Source organism: uncultured Sphaerochaeta sp. (assembly GCF_963676625.2).
GTDB lineage: Bacteria > Spirochaetota > Spirochaetia > Sphaerochaetales > Sphaerochaetaceae > Sphaerochaeta.
Genome location: NZ_CAXXYB010000004.1, coordinates 1 through 18,085 on the forward strand (window position 1 = coordinate 1; position 18,085 = coordinate 18,085).

Sequence of the window (18,085 nt, forward strand, 5' to 3'; positions counted from 1 at the left end):
TGGCACTCATTCCAAACTCTTGCTTAAAAACATTTTCGGAAATGCGACAAATCACGGAACCCAACAGCATAAGCAACTTCCGAAATATTTAGCTTTTTCTGTACCAGCAATTGAGCTGCCCGTTTCAGGCGAATGCTGCGGACAAATTCCTTGACGGTCATCTCTGTCAATGCATTCAATTTGCGGTACAATTGCATACGACTTACTCCAATTTCGGAAGCAAATTTCTCGATATCAAGATCTGGGTCATCAATGTTATCTTCAACAACTGTAATCGCTTTTTGAAGGAAGCGTTCGTCGGGCGAACTCAGTATCACATTCCTTGGCTGTAGCAGCATTTCGCCGGTGTACTTTTGTTTTAGGGATTGCCTTACCGAAAGGATATTTTCAACCTTGGTCTGTAGAATGACCAAGTCGAAAGGTTTGGTAATGTAATCATCGGCGCCATAGCTCAGTCCTTCTATTTCATGTTCCCGCGATCCCAAAGCAGTAAGCAACAATATCGAATATGAGAGGTACGTTCATCTTTTCGGATCTTCCGGCAAAATTCAAACCCGTCCATATCAGGCATCATCACATCACTAATAATAATATCGGGAATGGTTTTAAGCGCGATGTCCCAACCTTCAATGCCATTGCCGGCTTCCAGGACATTGTAACCTGATGAGAAATGAGATTTAATGAAGTAACGAACATCAGCATTGTCGTCGACTAAAAGCATAATTTTTGTCCGGATACAATCTGATCACTTAAATGTTCGTCCAAAGCAGTCGCAACCGATTCTTGTTCTTTTTGAGTAAAAGAATGGACTAGTTCCGCCGATTCAGAAACATTAAGATCTTCGTAAGGAAGCTGAACGGTGAACTTCGATCCTTTACCCGGTTTGCTGGTAACAAATAATTTACCGTTGTGTAATTTGACAAGTTCCTTGGTCAAAGCAAGGCCAATGCCAGTTCCAGTCTGTGTTGCACCTTCTCCAACCTGAAAAAAGCGTGTAAATATTTTCTCCAGATTCGACCTCCGAAATTCCAATTCCATTATCTTTCACCGTGATTTCAATCAACCGGTTCTCTTCTGAGTTTTCAAGCGGATCGTTTTCAACCAAATCGTCAAACACCAGCGAAAGATTGACTGATATTTTTCCACCCTTTCCTGTAAATTTAAAGGCATTCGACAACAGGTTATTCATGATTTTGGCAACCTTATCGGTATCAAAATTCGTTATAATCCTTTTTTTCAATGAATTAAATTTCAGTTCAATCTCCTTCTCCTCAGCAAATTTGTCAAACGAACTAACAATTTCAGAAATATACGAAACCAGATCACCGCTTGTTAAAATGAGCTTTATATTGCCTGATTCCAACTTTCTGAAATCGAGTAACTGATTGATTAACTGATGTAATTGAGTCGCATTTCGGTACATTACTTCAACATGCCCTTTAATTTCAGAAGATGGAAGCATGTTGTTTTTCATTTTTTCGAGCGGACCAAGAATCAAGGTTAGTGGAGTCCTGATTTCATGAGAGATATTGGTATAAAACCTCAATTTCATCATATCAAGCTCATGCAATTCTTTGGCTTTCATGCGTTCAAGCACCAAATCGTTCTTGAGCTTTTCTTTATTCACCAAAAAAGCAATCAGCATATAAAACAAGCCTGCAATTGCGGCAAACAAGATAACCCGAAAACACCAGGTCTGCCAGTAAGGTGGAAGGACTACGATGGTGAGCGCAGGTCCGGTATTACTTTCCTGCCTATCGATAGAAACTGTTTTTAACCCGAAACGTATATTCTCCCGGATCTAAATTGGTATAGGTTGCCGATCGGCCAACCGAAGGCTCAGTCCAGTCTTTATCAAAATTTTCAAGATAATATGAGTATTGAATACCAATGTTATTGGCATAATCGAATGATGCGAAATCGAGTGTAATCGAATTCTGCTCATATTTCAACTGTATCTTCCCGGTTTCTGAAATACTTTTCCGGAGAACATCCTTCTTGGGATGATCCCAGAGGCAGGGAATCCACCGACATTTCTAAATAATCCTGCCGATTATCCCAGCCATCAAGACCTCCATTTCCTTGCGAGATATGACCAACTATGTATAAATCAGCAAAAGTTCCAAAGAGATTCTTATCATATATTTTCATACCTACACGAAGCCCTATGGCATCGTTGTCATATTTTGCATAGGGAATCGGTAACAGGGTAAAGGAATCTACAATGGTAAAATACACATCATAGTAGGCAATTCCCTTGGAAAAGGACGTAAGCTCGTACGAGAAAGAAACACTACTGAAGATTCTCTTGTTATCAAGAATCTGTTTCTTGGCGTCCAAGGCCTGCTTGAAATCCTCAAGAGTTATAAATATTGGTTCTGGTCCATCTGGAATTATTGCATTTCGCAATGCAAATTCCTTGGTTTTTCCCTTGATCGAAAAATGATAAGAAGAAATTTCATAGCCAGAAACTTGATCAGAAGAAACCAACGGTTCACTTGCCCAAAGAGTAACTGCCACAAGGAGCAGCAATAGGCAAACCAGGTTCCTTTTTTTAAATACCATACTTCCTATATTCCTCTTATAATAACCAAAAGCTATATATATAGCTTTTTAGCTTAGTAGCATTTGCAAGATAAATCAATATTAAGAGTGATTCAACAAGCCTTGCTCTACTCAGTAAAATTTCATTCCGTGCAAGAATAAAAACTCCTCCATGGAAACTTTCCATAGAGTGACCGCATAGAGAAAACAACAAGGACACCAAAGAATTACAGAAAACCTACAGTATTACTATATTTTTTTCAATTTACTGTATTTTCTAATACCATAAGCAGTGTACGAAAGGAAATACCATAAGGAGCTTATCATATTTAGTTTCAGAAAACGACGATAGACAATCCAGCGATCCTTAGCTGCCTTTGCCTTGTTTCCTGAACGATTCTGATTGTAGATCCTATAGAAGGCCAAAACAGTCTCGCATCCGACTGCTTTGCAACCTGCTTGCAACAAAGTCAGCCAATATACCATATCCTCATGGGCGTAGGCCCCATCCATGGCATAGGTCTTGCAAAATTTTGTCTTGATGACCACCGTGGAGCATAAAATGAAGTTTTCCTTGAGAATATCGGAAATAGAACAAGAGGAAGGAACCATTTTTGCTTGACCAATAACCTTCCCCTTTCCATCAATAAAAGAATATGAACTATAGGTAAAATCACTCTTGCCATCTTGGAGAAGGGCAATTTGGGTTTCCAGTTTTTCTGGTACCCAGATATCATCACTATCGAGAAAGGCACAATACGTTCCCCTAGCCTCTGCAAATGCCCGGTTACGAGCCTTGGCGACACCACCATTTGAAGCAAGCGCAATACAGCGAATACGAGCATCCTGCTCTGCCAAGGTTTGTATTACTTGTAAGGTGCCATCGGTGGAACAATCATTTACGATAAGGACTTCCAAGTTGGAATAGGTCTGGCAAAGAACAGATTCAATGCTCTGGACAAGGGTATGTTCACAGTTGTAGGCAGGAACAATAACCGAACAAAGCATTTGATTTTTCATTGCACAGACCTCACTTTATAGTTAGAAAAAAATCTTGGCGCCTACGGACAAGGCATTGTCAAAGGTAGGGCTATTCCAGTCGGAGAATAGCGTATTCCTCCCATCAGGATCACTGGAGATTATGTCACGATCCCAAGTAGTGGTAAAACGATAGCTTGCCGTGATTTTTATTGGCATATCGGGAAGTTTTTTTCCTACCTCCATTTCCAACGTAACAGAATGTTCAAAAGTGTTTGCCCAAAAATTCTTTTCCTCATAATCCGCATAGTTCGAATAGAACATATACTGGGTAATATCATATCCATACTGACCGCTACGCACCTGATACTTCAAGGAAGAAGTCGTAGTCCAACCTTCCCCAAAAACCGCATCAAGTTGTACGAGAAATTCCTGGGAGTTTGGATTGAGTGGATACCCGATATTCTCCCCCTTGTTCACATAGGCAGATTCCTTTGTGGTTTCATAAATCGCATAGGAAGTACCAGCCTTTACAATCTTGATTCTACCATCAGAAGTATACTGGGTTTCATTTTCATTCGTAAACGTAAGATCTTCCCCAGTTTCATTTCCATTTTTCACATCCCTTTTCGTCACGACGTTCACTGTATCAGAACTATTGACAGTAATAGTATTATCACGATCCGTGGTAATTGATGTATCAGTAGAAGAACTATCAATCGTTGCTACCTTCTCCAGGGTCGGGTAATGGGAGTAGAAGAACGGTGAAAGGTAGGTCCATTGGAAGGTCAGGGAAGAGAAGGAACCAATATTAAGTGGAATGACTATGCCGGCCTGGAAAGCCAGGATGTTTCTTGGCGCAGTAAGCATGGTTTTCAGACTTCCTATATCGTGCATCTCAGAAGTTGCCGCGGCAAAATAGAACCGTGCCTTGCCTGGAAGCGTGTAATTGACGTCAACACCGGCAAGTACATCGTCCAGGTCACCCAAATTATTCTGTTCGAACATATAGATAGCCAAAGGATTCAGGTACCCCAACTCAAAACGTTTTTTCCAGACCACCGATTCATAGATCGAAAGGGTGAGGTTGGGAAGTACATCGACTTCAACCCGATGGGCACTGAGGTTATTGTCAAACCGATAGTTTGACTTGTCCCCCATCCAATCAGAATAGAATTGGACTCCATCGATGGAATTCAAGGAGAAAATACCCAGGGAACCCGTCATTACCGAATATCGCAGCCAATTGGTAAGTTCTACATCAGCCTCTACTCCATCAATTGTCCGAGCAGAGCCCGAAATAAGCAAGTTATTCAGACCAGGACCCCAATCGCGCTTGATTGATCCCCAACGCAAGCTAACCTTGCCATCCAGAAAAGAACCTGAAAGCTCAGGAAACATCGAGAGTCCCGTATAAAATGCAGTTGCAGGCAAAGTCGCCAGCTGACTTCCTCCATTGAGAAGTTGCATATAAAAACCTTCGCAGGGAATCGTGAATTCAGTGGGAAGAAAAACTCTATTGTTGATCTTGTCGACCAAAAGGCCAAAATTCATATTCAATGAAATATGATTTCCAAGATCGCCCTTGAGAAAAAACAAGGCCTGATTACGAGAATCATATTCATCGGTACCTAATAAAAAGGTTTGGGTCGTACTTAATTCAACTCCCAACGATGCCCCGACATCGTTCTGCTGATCATACGTCCTGATAAACCCGGTAGATAAAAGATCCTCAGGACCATGGGCCTCTTTTCCATATGATAAAGTAAATTCAGCAAGCAAGGCTGAAAGTTCCTGTCGTTCTATAGAAGAAATTTTATTGTCTTGTGCCTGAATTGCGGTAAGCAGTTTGATGATCTTGTCAGCGCTATAAGGACGAACTGCAATTTGATGATCTATCAATCCACGAATCTCGGCTGCATCAAGGAGTCTATAGACTCTATGGCCTACAGGAACTGAAGAATAGATTGCTGCTGAAAGAGATACAACAGCAAGAACCATGAGGACAAGAACAAGAGACAATTTTTTCAAGATACCAGACATGTTAACAACCTACTTTTCTATTTAATTTCATCTGCATAGAGTTGTTTCTCAAACCATTGCTGTAATGCAGTTATTCGACGTTTAAAAGCTGAAGAGAGATCAACTGTATAGCCCAGGACAGAGATTTTAGGATCCTTATCCTCAATGGTAGTAAGACTAAAGACAAGAATTCCTTCATCCAATTGATACGTAGCCAGATTCATGACAAGCTTGCCTTTCGAAACGGCAGGGAACAATCCAAAAACCTTCAAGGCACTTATATTCTTTATTTCAACAAAGATTTCCCGTTCGCTGTTTGCATAGCGATAATCATAACGGTTACCCCCAAAAGTAGAATCCTTTTGATATACAAAATTCTCCGCAGTAAGGGGTAATTTTGTAACAACCGGGTCGGGGAGATGATTGTTAAGGTTCGTATCGTCTGCCAGGTACCAACATTTCTCAATCAAGACTTTTGGCTTGTCCCCTGCCCTATGCGATATATAGGTAATTCCTATCTGGGTAGAGAGTGCCCTGATCTTATTGAAAAGAACCAATTGCCGTCGAGGAACTGTCAGATCCTTCAAGTTATCAGGATACGGAATATAACGGATGGAAACCAAGGAGAAACCATTCTGCTTTTGCTGCGACGCTTGGGCTTGCTCATAGGCCTTTGAATTTTTAGGTGCAAACTGGGTAATCGTTCCATTGTTCAAAGTACTACCGCTGACCATTTCCCCGTTCTGTAATAATTGGATGGAATTGCCACTCAATTGAGGCAAAATCGATTGCAACTCAGGCTCTGCAACCAAATTTGCAATAAAGCAAACCAATATAAATAGAAATGCAACAAACTTTTTTTTCTTGTACATATAGCTCCAGATATCAATAGGCATTTTCATTTACGAAACCCCTGAAGAAAGTAAAGAATACAATTTTCACATCAAATAAAGGGCTCCAGTTACGAATATAGTACAGATCAAACTCAATACGTCTCTCCAGGGAAGTGTTTCCTCTCCACCCGTTGACCTGAGCCCACCCGGAAATTCCGGCTTTTGCTCGATGCCTCATCCTATATCCGGGGATTTCCTTATTAAAACGCTCTACCAGTTCAGGACGCTCCGGGCGAGGGCCGATAAGACTCATAGATCCCCCGATTACATTGAAAAGCTGCGGAAGCTCATCCATACTTGTTCTGCGCAGGAATTTCCCGATCCTTGTTATCCTTGGATCATCCTGCTCAGTCCAGTGAATCGCACCTTCCTCAATATCTGTGCGCATACTCCTGAATTTATACATTGTAAAGATCTTCTCATTCTTCGTCACCCTTTTCTGCTTATAGATTACGGGACCGGGAGAAGAAATTTTTATAACCAAAGCAATAAACAGAAATAAGGGTGATAACAAGAGAATCACGAGCGAACAAGAAATTACATCAAAGAGTCGCTTCTCAAATCGTTGGAATATTCCCATTTCCGCCGCATTGAGATTTAGCATCGGTATCCATTTAAAGTCAGAAATCGTTGTTCCTATATATGACTCAGGCAAAGAGGGTAATAAGAATACTTTTTGATTGAGCAAGTCCAGACCTTGGGCAAGCAATTCCTGTTGATGATCATACTCTTTTCCGGGATACGCAATCACAACACGATCAGGAGCAGTCTTTTTGACAGCTTCCTGTAAGGAACTAGCATCAATTTGCTTGCAATTTGGTAAAGCATGCCCTTGCCCATCATACTGACCAACAATGCATAGATCCCCAGAACAATATTGTTTTAGGGCTTCTTGGTATCTCTCCAGTTTTTGACCAAAACCTACAAGCAAGATTTTCTGTGCAAAATGCCCTTCTTTATATGCTCTTTGCAGGGCTTGCGAAATAATGGTCCTCTCAATTATCAAGAAAACAGTAACAAAAAAGAAAAACAAGGCAATCGTAATTCTACTTACTTTACTTGGAAAGAAATAATACAGAATGACGACAAGCAACAAGAAAACTTGGAAGGAACTGGTAAAAATCCGTGAAGTTTCTTTCCTCCAGGAATGATCTAGCGTAACCTCATATAGTCGGTTCTTGCTAAGAAAATAAAAAAACATCAGCAAGACCAACGCTGCCAAATAAAGAAATAACGAAAATGAATCCCTACGGCCACCAGGCAATATATAAAACCGTAAATAATAGGCCAAGAACCAAGAAATAAGTATTACCAGACTATCAATAAATATTTTTTTCAGGACAAGGGATTGTCTTAATCTTTTTAACATATCCTCCCCTTTCTAGGGTTAAACCAATCTACCGAAGTATCGATACAACAAATCATGCTGTCAACCCTGTTTTCTGCAACGAACTACAACAGATTATGACAATAAAAATCTTCAAGACCTACCTAAAAGGACAGCAAACCGGGGAAACAATATCCATTCCAAGAAGTACTGAAAGTGGCTGAATGATAACTATTGCATCATTCTAAGATATATCTTCTTCATGAATTGCCTTCGTTTGCTTCCCCTCGGAAAGAGATATTCACTCAATGATTTATGATCCTTGCCCTCTTGTGCTTGCTTTTCCAAAAGCAAAAGCCTGTCATAAAAAGTCGAACGCTTTGCATAATCCCAAAAAACATAGGCAAAATCCGAAGAAGAATCATTCCAGGGTTTCAAAAATCCCGCATAATGAATCAACGCAGGATGCTCTCGTGCCTGAAGATAGGCTTGGGAAATCTCGGCAGGGGCCTTCATAATAAGAGGAAGTCTCCTCCCCCCGCAGTCAACAACAACATTCCAAACTGTATCGAGCTGAAGGATATTTCCCTTACATTCCTTGTTTAGGATATCTTGGTCATTGAATCTGTATTTTCTTTCACTTGCAATGGTCAACCATTGTTTTACCGAATGGGTCCTTTTCATCCTCTCCAAATCCAAAACAAGTACCCCAACCTGAAAATAGGGATCGTCAGCTCCCATACCTAAAACAGATTGCATATACGATACCAACAAGGAATCCCCTCCATGGCGTAATCCGGCAATTTCTGCATCAAGGGCGGCGGCAAAGGTTTTACCCTGCAGATCAGTTTCAAACAAGAAAGCAACATCATCATTTATGACCGTATCACAATCCAAATAAAGAACCTTACCATAAGAAGGAAGGATGTCAGGAATAAGAAAGCGATAATAAGTTTCAAGGCTGATATGGTCGGTTGGATTTTTCTTAAGGGAATATTGGGATATTATCTCGGTGGGATTGAAAAATCGCAGGGAAACATTTGCCATTCCCTTCACCAACCTCGCCAGACGTTGTTTTGAGTCCTCCAACAAATTTGATTCCAAGATGACTACATCATAGAACCGATCATTCGAGCAATGTTCCAGCATCGATTGCAGGCATACCCCAAGAGAAGGTGCAAATCGTTCATTGGAGGCAAATACCACAGGAATGGCTTTTGGAAATGCAGGGGATAGATATGATTCATGAATAATACCGGAAGGCTGTGAAGGAAATCGGGATGGTGCAGAACTCAAATATTCATCTTCCTTGAAAAAACCAACGAAATCAAGATTATTATGTTTCCAAGCCCGTCGAATCATCGAGAAAAACGGGGAATAAGCGGAGGTTTCAAGATCTTGCAAAAAGGGGACAAACACAGAGGCAGGAGCAAACAATGAATTCTTGCAATTCAACTCAAGAAAGGTAATAGATGCCATCTTTTCTCTCAACTTTTATATAAATCTCTTAGGACCAATCCATGTTTTCTGTAACTATATGTACCTATACTACCATCCTACTATGGTTTATGTAACTGCAATAGGTGACCTTGCAATAGAACAGCCTGAATATCAATTCCTGAACACTATCATGCAAGTATATTTTTAGTATTAAATATGAAGATGATCATCATACCTATCACTCAATAGTTTTCGGCAATAGGACCCTTTTTGCTTAAGTATTTTAGATCCACGGGTTATCTTGCACAATGATATTTTGTAATTTGCGGCAATCTCCCTTTGGGGAATGCCCCTATAGAGATCCTTCAGCAGATTCCAACGAAGTGTAAAATCTTTTTGCTCCCCTGCAGTAAACATCTCCTCAAAAAGCTGTTGCATCACCTTTTCATCGGTAGTATTGGTAAAAATTCTGATCAAATCCTCATAATCGCTTTCCATATCTGCCTCCAGACTCTGTATTGATTCTACAAACAGAAATCAATGCGGTCAAGCAAACCTATTTTCAAAACCTCTGTTGATAACTATACTCATTTCTAAGTAGGAGCAGCCATGAATGAAAACCCTTTGAGTCCTTCAGCAAAGAAATTCTTGATGAAGATGCAAGCCAATGAACTTACGGAACATCTGGTTTATACAAAGATTGCAAAACATTTGAAAGATGAACATAACAAAGATGTCTTGGAAAAAATTGCCCAAGAAGAATTGAAACATGCAAAAATATGGGAAAACCTTACAGGAGTAAAAGCAAAACCCAATAGGAGAAAAGCCTCTTGGTTAAGTTTGCTCAGCATTATTTTGGGATTCACCTTTGTACTCAAGAAAATGGAAAACGGGGAAGGCAATGCAGCCAAACAATATTCGACTTTCTTTGCCCAGATTCCCGAAGCCAAGAAAATCGCCGAAGACGAGAAACACCATGAAACTGAGTTGCTGGCTATGCTTGATGAAGAACGGTTGCAATATGTAGGTTCCATGGTCTTGGGTCTCAGTGATGCCTTGGTAGAACTTTCAGGAACGCTGGCAGGGCTTACCTTTGCCTTGCAGAATACCCGGCTCATTGCACTTTCAGGACTGATCACAGGCATATCTGCAACACTTTCCATGGCTTCCAGCGAATATCTATCAGCCAAGAATCGCGGTGAAGCAAATGCAGCGAAAAGTAGCATGTATACGGGTATCGCGTATGTCTTCACCGTGGCGTTCATGGTCATGCCATATTTGATTTTTTCCAGTTATGTAGTGGCCCTGGCCGTCATGATGATAACCGTCGTAATCATCATCATGATGTTCACTTATTATACATCTGTTGCGAAAGACTTACCGTTTGGCAAACGATTCTTGGAAATGGCAGGCATCAGCCTCTCGGTAACTGCCATATCATTCTTTATCGGAATTCTTGTAAAGAAATTCCTGGGAATTCAAATATAACTATGAAATACATACCTTTCTTTGACAAAAACCTCTCCCAGATAGCTCTCGGTTGCGATCATTATGGAGAAACCATAAATGAAGAAATTTCCTTTGCCCAACTCGATGCCTATGTCCAGGCAGGGGGAAATCTTCTTGATTCGGCCCATGTCTATGGGCAGGATGTCCCAGGAGGCCCTTCTACCAGTGAACTTGTCATAGGAAAATGGCTGCGTTCAAATAACCTGCGAAAAAGTCTTACCCTCGTTACCAAGGGATGCCACCCACCCAAGGAAGATTTGCATCACTCTCGACTCAATGAACATAGCATGTTGGAAGATCTTGAAAAAAGTCTGGAACAACTAGGAACCGACTATGTGGATATTTGGTATTTCCATAGAGATGACTTACAATTGAAAGCCCCGGAAATACTTGACATGGCCAGTGTCCTGGTAGAAAAAGGCTTGGTCAAGCATTTGGGAACTTCAAACTGGACAACCAAAAGAATTGAAGAGGCAAACACCTGGGCAAAAGCCAAGGGAAAACCTCTGTTCACGATAAGTGAAATTCAATGGAGCCTAGCTAGGTGCACTCCGGAAACCTGGGGTGACGACACCATGGTATGCATGACTGACGAACAAAGGCTCTGGTACGAACAAAACAAATTCCCTGTCATGTGTTTTGCTTCGCAGGCAAAGGGACTTTTTTCCAAAGTTATCGCAGGAAAGACAGATACGCTTAGCAAACAAGCTCGTTCCCGATTCATGACCGAAGAAAATCTTGCTTTGGTGCCCCAATGCAAAGCTCTTGCCGAGGAACTGGGAGTTACACCGGCAGCAATCTGTATGGCCTACCTTACCAGCCAGAAAAATCCAACCATAGCAATTGCTGGATCCTCAAGGCTCAGCCAGATCACCGATACCCTCAGTGGGGCCGATCTTACACTTTCAAAAGATCAGCTGAACTCTCTTTTATAAGCGCGAATTGAACAACTCTGATTTCAACGCTTTGCCCTGCAAGTAGTAGTGCAAAGCATTGAAGTTCTGTACAACAATCACTGCATGAAATCTACAGAAAGTGAAGGACTCTGACTTCTACCAGTCTGCATGACAGACAAACCAATTGACTATTGGAAATCCCCCACCACTACTCTCGAGGAGCCTTGTACCATGGAACAATCCTTTGCACAGCCTTTGTCCTTTCTCTTTATCATTTTCCTTGCGAACCTACTGAAACGAATTGGCCTTTTCGGAAAGGATGATTTCAAGGTGCTGGCAAAAATCACCATCAATGTCACGCTTCCTTCTGCAATCATCGCAAGTTTTGATTCCTTCTCGATGGACTATTCCCTCTTGGTTCTGGTCCTGGTAGGAATCCTTTCCAATAGCATACTCATGGCCGTAAGCTATTGGATAATGCGCAAGGAATCGAACTACAAGAAATCCTATGCCTTGCTCAACGGTGCGACCTATAATATCGGGAATTTCTCGTTTCCCTTCATCCAAGGTCTTTTTGGAGCTTCAGGCATGGTTGTCGCTGCTTTATTTGATTTGGGAAATGCCTTGATGGCGACCGGCTTCACCTACTCCCTGGCGGCATCGGTGGCAGGGAATATTCGGCCAAATCCAAAGGATCTGGTCAAAAAGCTCTTTGAATCGGTTCCCTTTGATACATATTTGGTCATGTTGCTTTTATCGTTTCTGAACATACATCTTCCATCTACCATGGCGCAAACCATGCAATTGATAGGAAAAGCAAACCCGATCGTTGCCATGTTCATGATCGGGTTGATGCTTGATCTGCATTTTGAAAAAGACTGGATCAAGGACTCGGTAAAAATGCTTCTGGTCAGATACCTCGGAGCCATTGCCTTTTCCTTGGCAGTCTGGTATTTCACCCCGTGGACCCAAGTGGTGAAGATTACGCTTACCCTACTTTTCTTTTCTCCAATCTCGACCATATCCTCGGCCTTTACGGAGCGATGTACCCATGATGGACGACTTTCGTCCTTCACTACATCGCTATCCGTAATTGCCGGTATCCTTCTGTATATGATCTTGATTCCTATCCTTACGGCCTAACCAAACAGATAGGAATTGAGAAGATTCTTCAGATATTCCTGTTTACCGCTTGTCTTGACTATCTTGGCTTCCCGGCCCAAAGCAGCAAGGGAGGCAAAATCCATGGAACCTTTTTCAAAAGTCTTGCCGTTGCCACTATCGAAGGAGGCATACCGGTTTTTTACAAAGGCGTCAAACTTGCCATCTTCGATTATCTTGTTTGCAATCTCCAGTCCAAGGGCGAAACTATCCATTCCGCCTATATGGGCAATGAACAAATCCTCAAGATCCGTGGAATTCCTTCTGCGCTTGGCATCAAAATTCAAGCCACCACTTTCAAGGCCACCTTTTCGTAGAATGACGAGCATTGCCGATACTGTTTCATAGACATTGGAGGGGAACTCATCGGTATCCCAACCATTCTGGGCATCACCTTGGTTTGCATCGACACTGCCGAGCATATTATTGTCTGCACAAACCTGTAAATCATGGGCAAAAGTATGACCGGCCAACGTGGCATGGTTTGCCTCGATATTGCACTTGAAATCATGTTCAAGACCAAAATCCTTGATAAAGGCAATAGCTGATTGTGCATCGTAATCATACTGATGCTTGGAAGGTTCCATGGGCTTGGGTTCAATGAGGAAGTTTCCCTTAAAACCAATGCTTCGTCCATAGTCACGCGCCATGACCATAAAACGACCAAGGTGCTCACGTTCACGTTTCATATCGGTATTCAATAAAGTCATATAGCCTTCACGGCCACCCCAGAATACATAATTACTTCCACCCAACATCACATTCACGTCCAGACAATTCTTGACCTGCAAGGCTGCACGCGAAACCACTGCAAAATCAGGATTGGTTGCTGCACCATTCATGAAATTGGGATGGCTGAACGCATTGGCTGTATTCCATAAGAGTTTGATACCTGTTTCTTTTTGGTGTTGAAGCAAAACTGCAGCAACCTTGTGGTAATTCTGTTCATAGGTTTTTGCATCGTCACTCATAGGAGAGACATCTGCATCATGAAAACAGTAGAAAGGAGTTCCTAATTTAGTAAAGAATTCAAAGGCCGCATCAGCTTTAGCCATTGCCTCTACCATGGGATCCTTGTTTGCGAAAGGAAAGGACATGGTAGGACTGCCAAAGGGATCAGCTCCATTTGCACAAAAACTATGCCAGTACGCAGTAGCAAAACGAAGGTGTTCAGCCATGGTCTTGGTACCGATTTTCTTATTCGCATCATAATATCTGAAAGCAAGGGGATTATCGCTCCCTTTTCCCTCAAACTTGATTTTTCCTATACCCTTGAAGTATTCCTTGTCACCTACAAAATATTCCATATTTTTCTCCTATCTAAACATAGGGCCCAGAGCCCCGACATATTGCTGGTAACGATCATAAGCTTTATCATACGCATCCTTGACCGAAACATCCAATTCACAACTCTTGGAACTATCGAACTGTACATGTTCTGCAACAATCGATTCGATTTTTCCTCCCCTTACCGTCCAGAAGGCTTGCAGGGCGGCCCCGAAGGCTGCGCTCTCAGATACTTTGGGCACTTCAAGAGGCAACTGCATGACATCACAGGTAATTCTTCGCCAGATTGTACTCTTTGCTCCTCCACCCGTAAGGATAAGACGCTTGGGAACAAATCCTTGTTCTCGAAACGCATCCAATCCGCCGCGCATTGCAAAGACAGAACTTTCCAAGGCGGCCCGGGCAATGTTCTCTGCCTTCATATTGGATATATCAAATCCTGCAAGAACTCCTTTTCCCTTAGGAAAATTAGGAACTCTTTCTCCATTGAAATAAGGAAGCATGGTGACTCCATTGCAACCGATGGGTGCCTTGGCAGCCAAAGAATCCAATTCCTTTACCTCATAGCCCAAGAGAGAACGAACAGCTTCGGTGGTAATGGTACAGTTCATGGTACAGAGCAAGGGAAGGTAACCACCGCTGGAAGAACAAAAGGCAGCCAGTCGACCTTGTCTATCGGCAACACAACTATCACTATAGCCAAACAAAGTGCCACTCGTCCCCATACTCATTGCCAAGGTCCCCCCTTGAACGCAACCGGTTCCAATAGCTCCCATCATATTATCTCCGCCACCGGTGGAAACCACGACGTTGTCAGGAAGTCCCAGCTCCTTACAGACTGTCTTCAAGACAGTACCGCAACTCTGACCGGCTTCAAGGATCGGAGGCAACATACCCAGCAAATCCTTCTGGTCATCGAGTGCAAAAAGAACTTCCTTGCACCAAGTCTTGGTCCTGACATCAAACATCGCAGTCCCGGAGGCATCACCGGCTTCCATTGAATAGGTACCTGTCAGATAGAAATTAATATAGTCATGGGGTAGCAGTATATGAGATAGACGATCGTAGGCCTCTGGATTGTTTTCCTTCAGAAAAAGAATCTTCGAAACAGTATAGCCAGGGAGAATCTGATTCCCCAACAGTGCGAATACCGCTTCTTCGCCTCCCAGGCGTTCAGTCAACTCAGTACACTGCTTTGCAGTAGAGGTATCGCACCATAGTTTGACAGGAGCCAAAACCTGACCATCTTTGTCCAAGGGAACGAACCCATGTTGCTGCCCAGAAACGCCAATGGCAATAATGTGTTTTTTAATTTCAGGAGTTACCTGCGAGAAACAGGCACGGATGGCATCAATATACCAAAGGGCTTCCTGTTCCCTACTCCCGTCTTCCCTGCTAATTAACGTATGTGGTGCACTGGCAACAAACACAACATCTTTCTTTTCAATATCATAGCAAAGAACCTTGGTACTTTGCGTTCCTGTATCTATCCCTACAACAATTGCCATAGTAACTCCTCTTCTAAAATCAGCATCATTCAAATTCAGGGTGATTACCATAGACAGGATTGGAAAAACATATGTATTATTGACATATGGAAATGTTGGACGCTGTCTTTGTCTATCAAATGCATGAAATCAAGGAACTTCTCTGGCATCAACGATTGCACAGCCATGAATATGGTCAATTTGAGTTGCATTACTTTGTCAGCGGAAGCGGAACCTTCACAAATGGGCCAAGACGATATTCAATCTTCCCTGGTGCCCTGTTTGTCACACCTGGGGAAACCTTGCATAGTATAGAAGCAGATGAGCAAGAAAGCCTCACATATTATGCAACACTCATTGACAGTCCTGAAGAAATTTCCTTGATAATGAAACTCAATGAAAAAAATCCAATCACCATCGGAACAAAATGGCGATTCTTCTTCGAGGAAGTGAGGGATAAGGGCTTGAGCCAAAACCCAGAACTCCGGCTCAGCGCTTGTCATCAAATATTTGGATTTCTCTATAACTTGCAGGCAGGCAGTGCCGCTGAAGATCCCGTCGAGGAGAATGTCTGTCTGGAAAGAGCTATCAGATATATGCAACGCCATGTATTCGATAAGTTGACACTTGATCAAATAGCGAGTCATGTACAACTCGATGCATCGTATTTCATTCGACTTTTCAAGAAACGTATGAATACTACTCCCATGAAGTACTATACCAACCTGCAGTTGGAGGCAGCCAGGTCACTTCTGGCCTGCAGCAATCTCTCTGTCAAGGAAATAGCAGGTAAACTGCAATTCTGTTCAGAATTTCATTTCTCCAAACGTTTCAAACAATCAACGGGGACATCTCCCTCTTTGTATAGGAAAACTCACCTCCAATTATTGGGAAACTGACCAAATCGGAAAAAATAATTCATAACTTCTCTGCAAGTTCGACCAAGCAACTTACGTAACAACCGTTCGTAATTTTACTTGGTGTCTTTTGTCATATCAAAAGATATGCCATAGGAACAAATCATACAAAACACAGTTTAACATCCTCATTTCATGTTTGTTCACTGTCATATGTTGTATCTATGGGTCAACTTCATCCACTTATACATGTAATATGTGCATGGTAGATGTTACATGTTACATGTCACATCATCCAACATATGACATTCTCTAACTTATTATATTATAAGAAATTATATTAATTTTCCCTTGACTTAACTTATGCATCAACCTATTATATAGATGTAACAAGAAAGAAGTTTACAAGGAGATACAAGATGAACAATAGAATTTCAAAGTTAGCACTGACAGCCATCTTGGCCATCCTGTTTGCTACTTCCTTGTTCGCAGCTACAGAGCCTGCAGTAGTTCGGTTACATGGATATATCCCTCCGACCACAACCTTCAAGGCAAATGCAGATGGATTTGAAGTTGTTTCCAATTCCCAGAATTTCACCTATTCGGTGACAGAGAAAGACAACTCGAAACTGCTTTTTGTAGTAGCACAGTAAAACAGATTAATAAGCGGGTCCGGACAGACAAGCTTGCACATAAGGAGTCAATGATCAGGAAAAGTCATTGGCTCCTTTCTTTTTGCAAAAAAAATCCCAGGGCAAAAGTCCTGGGAAAATAGAGAAGCTGAAAAAAAGAACAATCAACAGAAAACTTCAGAAGCAAAGGGAATGGACGCCATCGCACCATTTTTTGATACAGCCAGTCCTGAAGCCTTGCAAGAATAGGCAAGAGTTTCCTGTGTTGAATACCCTTTTGCACGAGAAGCAAGGAAATACCCGATAAAGGTATCGCCTGCCGCAGTAGTATCGACAACGGGAATATCATAGATTGGCTCATGCAACCTGACTTCCCGATAGCCATAATAGACCCCTGCCTTTCCTACTGTAAGGACAATTTCGGAATCAGGATAATCCTCGACCAGTTTCTCAAGAATGACCTTAAAAGACTTCTCGGTTTCAATTCCGGCAAGGGAAGCTCCCTCTATTTCATTCATGACAAGAATATCCACCTTCGACAAGGGAAGATGGCGAAGATTTTCGTCAAAGGGGGCAGTATTGAGGCAAACTTTCATTCCCTTGGCCTTTGCCTGGGTTATTAGATAAGAACCATTCACTATTTCATTCTGAAGTACCAACATATCGCCTTCTTCAAAATGCATAAGGGTTTCATCAATTTCACTTTGCATAATCTGATGGTTGCCACCACCAAACAATACAATGGCATTTTGTCGGTTTTTATCCAGTTGAATAAGAGCCTGCCCTGTGGCCCCTTCATATTCACGCACAAAGGAAGTGTCGACTCCATAGTCTTTCAATAAATCCACAAGAAATCGTCCGTCAGATCCAATCTTTCCTCCATGGAATACTGTAGCACCGGCCTTTGCCAGAGCGGCACTTTGGTTGGCTCCTTTGCCTCCGGCACTCTTCTCAAGACCCGTGCTGGAAATGGTTTCTCCTGGTTTGACCATATGGTCTACGGAAAAAACCAAATCAATGTTTATTGATCCATAATTCAGAAATTTCATATA

General features: G+C 42.0%; 20 protein-coding genes. 5 read left to right on the forward strand and 15 right to left on the reverse strand.

What is annotated here, in order from left to right:
* Window positions 1–23: 23 nt before the first annotated feature.
* The 12 genes from ACHZBG_RS03155 to ACHZBG_RS03210 all read right to left on the reverse strand — a co-directional run bounded on the left by ACHZBG_RS03155 (window position 24) and on the right by ACHZBG_RS03210 (window position 9,702).
* Window positions 24–497, reverse strand: a complete 474-nt coding sequence (locus ACHZBG_RS03155) for a helix-turn-helix domain-containing protein (RefSeq protein WP_320127992.1) — start codon at window positions 495–497, stop codon at window positions 24–26.
* Window positions 461–721, reverse strand: a complete 261-nt coding sequence (locus ACHZBG_RS03160) for a response regulator (RefSeq protein ID WP_320127993.1) — start codon at window positions 719–721, stop codon at window positions 461–463. The genes ACHZBG_RS03155 and ACHZBG_RS03160 overlap by 37 nt, the downstream gene beginning before the upstream one ends.
* Window positions 712–1,011, reverse strand: coding sequence for a sensor histidine kinase (locus ACHZBG_RS03165; protein ID WP_394699376.1), 300 nt, complete (start codon window positions 1,009–1,011; stop codon window positions 712–714). Before ACHZBG_RS03165 ends, ACHZBG_RS03160 begins: the two co-directional genes overlap by 10 nt.
* On the reverse strand, window positions 902–1,675 hold the full coding sequence (locus ACHZBG_RS03170) for a HAMP domain-containing sensor histidine kinase (RefSeq protein ID WP_320127994.1): 774 nt from the start codon (window positions 1,673–1,675) through the stop codon (window positions 902–904). Before ACHZBG_RS03170 ends, ACHZBG_RS03165 begins: the two co-directional genes overlap by 110 nt.
* Window positions 1,676–1,754: 79 nt before the next feature.
* The gene (locus ACHZBG_RS03175) at window positions 1,755–1,952 is read right to left on the reverse strand and encodes a triple tyrosine motif-containing protein (protein ID WP_394699316.1); all 198 of its coding nucleotides are present in this window, start codon (window positions 1,950–1,952) and stop codon (window positions 1,755–1,757) included.
* Window positions 1,942–2,565: a hypothetical protein gene (locus ACHZBG_RS03180; RefSeq protein WP_320127995.1), complete on the reverse strand. Its 624-nt coding sequence runs from the start codon at window positions 2,563–2,565 to the stop codon at window positions 1,942–1,944. The genes ACHZBG_RS03175 and ACHZBG_RS03180 overlap by 11 nt, the downstream gene beginning before the upstream one ends.
* 228 nt (window positions 2,566–2,793) lie before the next feature.
* Window positions 2,794–3,564 carry a glycosyltransferase family 2 protein gene (locus tag ACHZBG_RS03185; RefSeq protein WP_320127996.1) on the reverse strand — a complete coding sequence of 257 codons (771 nt, stop codon included), beginning with the start codon at window positions 3,562–3,564 and terminating at the stop codon, window positions 2,794–2,796.
* Between the two features lie 21 nt (window positions 3,565–3,585).
* On the reverse strand, window positions 3,586–5,565 hold the full coding sequence (locus ACHZBG_RS03190; protein WP_320127997.1) for a hypothetical protein: 1,980 nt from the start codon (window positions 5,563–5,565) through the stop codon (window positions 3,586–3,588).
* Between the two features lie 17 nt (window positions 5,566–5,582).
* On the reverse strand, window positions 5,583–6,446 hold the full coding sequence (locus tag ACHZBG_RS03195) for a DUF6675 family protein (protein ID WP_320127998.1): 864 nt from the start codon (window positions 6,444–6,446) through the stop codon (window positions 5,583–5,585).
* Window positions 6,430–7,806 carry an undecaprenyl-phosphate glucose phosphotransferase gene (locus ACHZBG_RS03200; RefSeq protein WP_320127999.1) on the reverse strand — a complete coding sequence of 459 codons (1,377 nt, stop codon included), beginning with the start codon at window positions 7,804–7,806 and terminating at the stop codon, window positions 6,430–6,432. The genes ACHZBG_RS03195 and ACHZBG_RS03200 overlap by 17 nt, the downstream gene beginning before the upstream one ends.
* A gap of 189 nt (window positions 7,807–7,995) precedes the next feature.
* Window positions 7,996–9,243, reverse strand: coding sequence for a glycosyltransferase family 8 protein (locus ACHZBG_RS03205; RefSeq protein ID WP_320128000.1), 1,248 nt, complete (start codon window positions 9,241–9,243; stop codon window positions 7,996–7,998).
* Between the two features lie 171 nt (window positions 9,244–9,414).
* The gene (locus ACHZBG_RS03210; RefSeq protein ID WP_320128001.1) at window positions 9,415–9,702 is read right to left on the reverse strand and encodes a Trp family transcriptional regulator; all 288 of its coding nucleotides are present in this window, start codon (window positions 9,700–9,702) and stop codon (window positions 9,415–9,417) included.
* A gap of 111 nt (window positions 9,703–9,813) precedes the next feature.
* Between ACHZBG_RS03210 and ACHZBG_RS03215 the strand changes: the two genes are divergently transcribed.
* The 3 genes from ACHZBG_RS03215 (at window position 9,814) to ACHZBG_RS03225 (ending at window position 12,752) form a co-directional block, all read left to right on the forward strand.
* A complete protein-coding gene (locus tag ACHZBG_RS03215; RefSeq protein ID WP_320128002.1) occupies window positions 9,814–10,692 on the forward strand; it encodes a VIT1/CCC1 transporter family protein in 879 nt (292 codons plus the stop codon).
* 2 nt (window positions 10,693–10,694) lie between these two features.
* Complete coding sequence (locus ACHZBG_RS03220) at window positions 10,695–11,648, forward strand: aldo/keto reductase (protein WP_320128003.1); 954 nt, start codon at window positions 10,695–10,697, stop codon at window positions 11,646–11,648.
* A 192-nt stretch (window positions 11,649–11,840) separates the two neighbouring features.
* A complete protein-coding gene (locus ACHZBG_RS03225; RefSeq protein WP_320128004.1) occupies window positions 11,841–12,752 on the forward strand; it encodes an AEC family transporter in 912 nt (303 codons plus the stop codon).
* Here the strand turns inward: ACHZBG_RS03225 and xylA are convergent.
* The gene (gene xylA, locus ACHZBG_RS03230) at window positions 12,749–14,077 is read right to left on the reverse strand and encodes a xylose isomerase (protein ID WP_320128005.1); all 1,329 of its coding nucleotides are present in this window, start codon (window positions 14,075–14,077) and stop codon (window positions 12,749–12,751) included. The genes ACHZBG_RS03225 and xylA overlap by 4 nt on opposite strands.
* A 9-nt stretch (window positions 14,078–14,086) precedes the next feature.
* Window positions 14,087–15,565, reverse strand: a complete 1,479-nt coding sequence (gene xylB, locus ACHZBG_RS03235; protein WP_320128006.1) for a xylulokinase — start codon at window positions 15,563–15,565, stop codon at window positions 14,087–14,089.
* 86 nt (window positions 15,566–15,651) lie between these two features.
* On the opposite strand from xylB, the gene ACHZBG_RS03240 reads away from it, so the two are divergent.
* On the forward strand, window positions 15,652–16,443 hold the full coding sequence (locus tag ACHZBG_RS03240) for an AraC family transcriptional regulator (protein ID WP_320128007.1): 792 nt from the start codon (window positions 15,652–15,654) through the stop codon (window positions 16,441–16,443).
* 377 nt (window positions 16,444–16,820) lie between these two features.
* Window positions 16,821–17,054 carry a hypothetical protein gene (locus tag ACHZBG_RS03245; protein WP_320128008.1) on the forward strand — a complete coding sequence of 78 codons (234 nt, stop codon included), beginning with the start codon at window positions 16,821–16,823 and terminating at the stop codon, window positions 17,052–17,054.
* 143 nt (window positions 17,055–17,197) lie between these two features.
* Here ACHZBG_RS03245 and ACHZBG_RS03250 read toward each other — a convergent pair whose 3' ends face one another.
* On the reverse strand, window positions 17,198–18,082 hold the full coding sequence (locus ACHZBG_RS03250; protein ID WP_320128009.1) for a ribokinase: 885 nt from the start codon (window positions 18,080–18,082) through the stop codon (window positions 17,198–17,200).
* Window positions 18,083–18,085 lie beyond the last annotated feature (3 nt).

Bases quoted from the DNA above. Each gene is read 5' to 3' on its own strand.
- ACHZBG_RS03200 (WP_320127999.1), bottom strand. From the start codon at position 7,806: ATGTTAAAAAGATTAAGACAATCCCTTGTCCTGAAAAAAATATTTATT.
- ACHZBG_RS03225 (WP_320128004.1), top strand. From the start codon at position 11,841: ATGGAACAATCCTTTGCACAGCCTTTGTCCTTTCTCTTTATCATTTTC.
- ACHZBG_RS03160 (WP_320127993.1), bottom strand. From the start codon at position 721: ATGCTTTTAGTCGACGACAATGCTGATGTTCGTTACTTCATTAAATCT.
- ACHZBG_RS03180 (WP_320127995.1), bottom strand. From the start codon at position 2,565: ATGGTATTTAAAAAAAGGAACCTGGTTTGCCTATTGCTGCTCCTTGTG.
- ACHZBG_RS03205 (WP_320128000.1), bottom strand. From the start codon at position 9,243: ATGGCATCTATTACCTTTCTTGAGTTGAATTGCAAGAATTCATTGTTT.
- xylB (WP_320128006.1), bottom strand. From the start codon at position 15,565: ATGGCAATTGTTGTAGGGATAGATACAGGAACGCAAAGTACCAAGGTT.
- ACHZBG_RS03215 (WP_320128002.1), top strand. From the start codon at position 9,814: ATGAATGAAAACCCTTTGAGTCCTTCAGCAAAGAAATTCTTGATGAAG.
- xylA (WP_320128005.1), bottom strand. From the start codon at position 14,077: ATGGAATATTTTGTAGGTGACAAGGAATACTTCAAGGGTATAGGAAAA.
- ACHZBG_RS03240 (WP_320128007.1), top strand. From the start codon at position 15,652: ATGGAAATGTTGGACGCTGTCTTTGTCTATCAAATGCATGAAATCAAG.
- ACHZBG_RS03220 (WP_320128003.1), top strand. From the start codon at position 10,695: ATGAAATACATACCTTTCTTTGACAAAAACCTCTCCCAGATAGCTCTC.
- ACHZBG_RS03210 (WP_320128001.1), bottom strand. From the start codon at position 9,702: ATGGAAAGCGATTATGAGGATTTGATCAGAATTTTTACCAATACTACC.
- ACHZBG_RS03250 (WP_320128009.1), bottom strand. From the start codon at position 18,082: ATGAAATTTCTGAATTATGGATCAATAAACATTGATTTGGTTTTTTCC.
- ACHZBG_RS03245 (WP_320128008.1), top strand. From the start codon at position 16,821: ATGAACAATAGAATTTCAAAGTTAGCACTGACAGCCATCTTGGCCATC.
- ACHZBG_RS03195 (WP_320127998.1), bottom strand. From the start codon at position 6,446: ATGAAAATGCCTATTGATATCTGGAGCTATATGTACAAGAAAAAAAAG.
- ACHZBG_RS03185 (WP_320127996.1), bottom strand. From the start codon at position 3,564: ATGAAAAATCAAATGCTTTGTTCGGTTATTGTTCCTGCCTACAACTGT.
- ACHZBG_RS03190 (WP_320127997.1), bottom strand. From the start codon at position 5,565: ATGTCTGGTATCTTGAAAAAATTGTCTCTTGTTCTTGTCCTCATGGTT.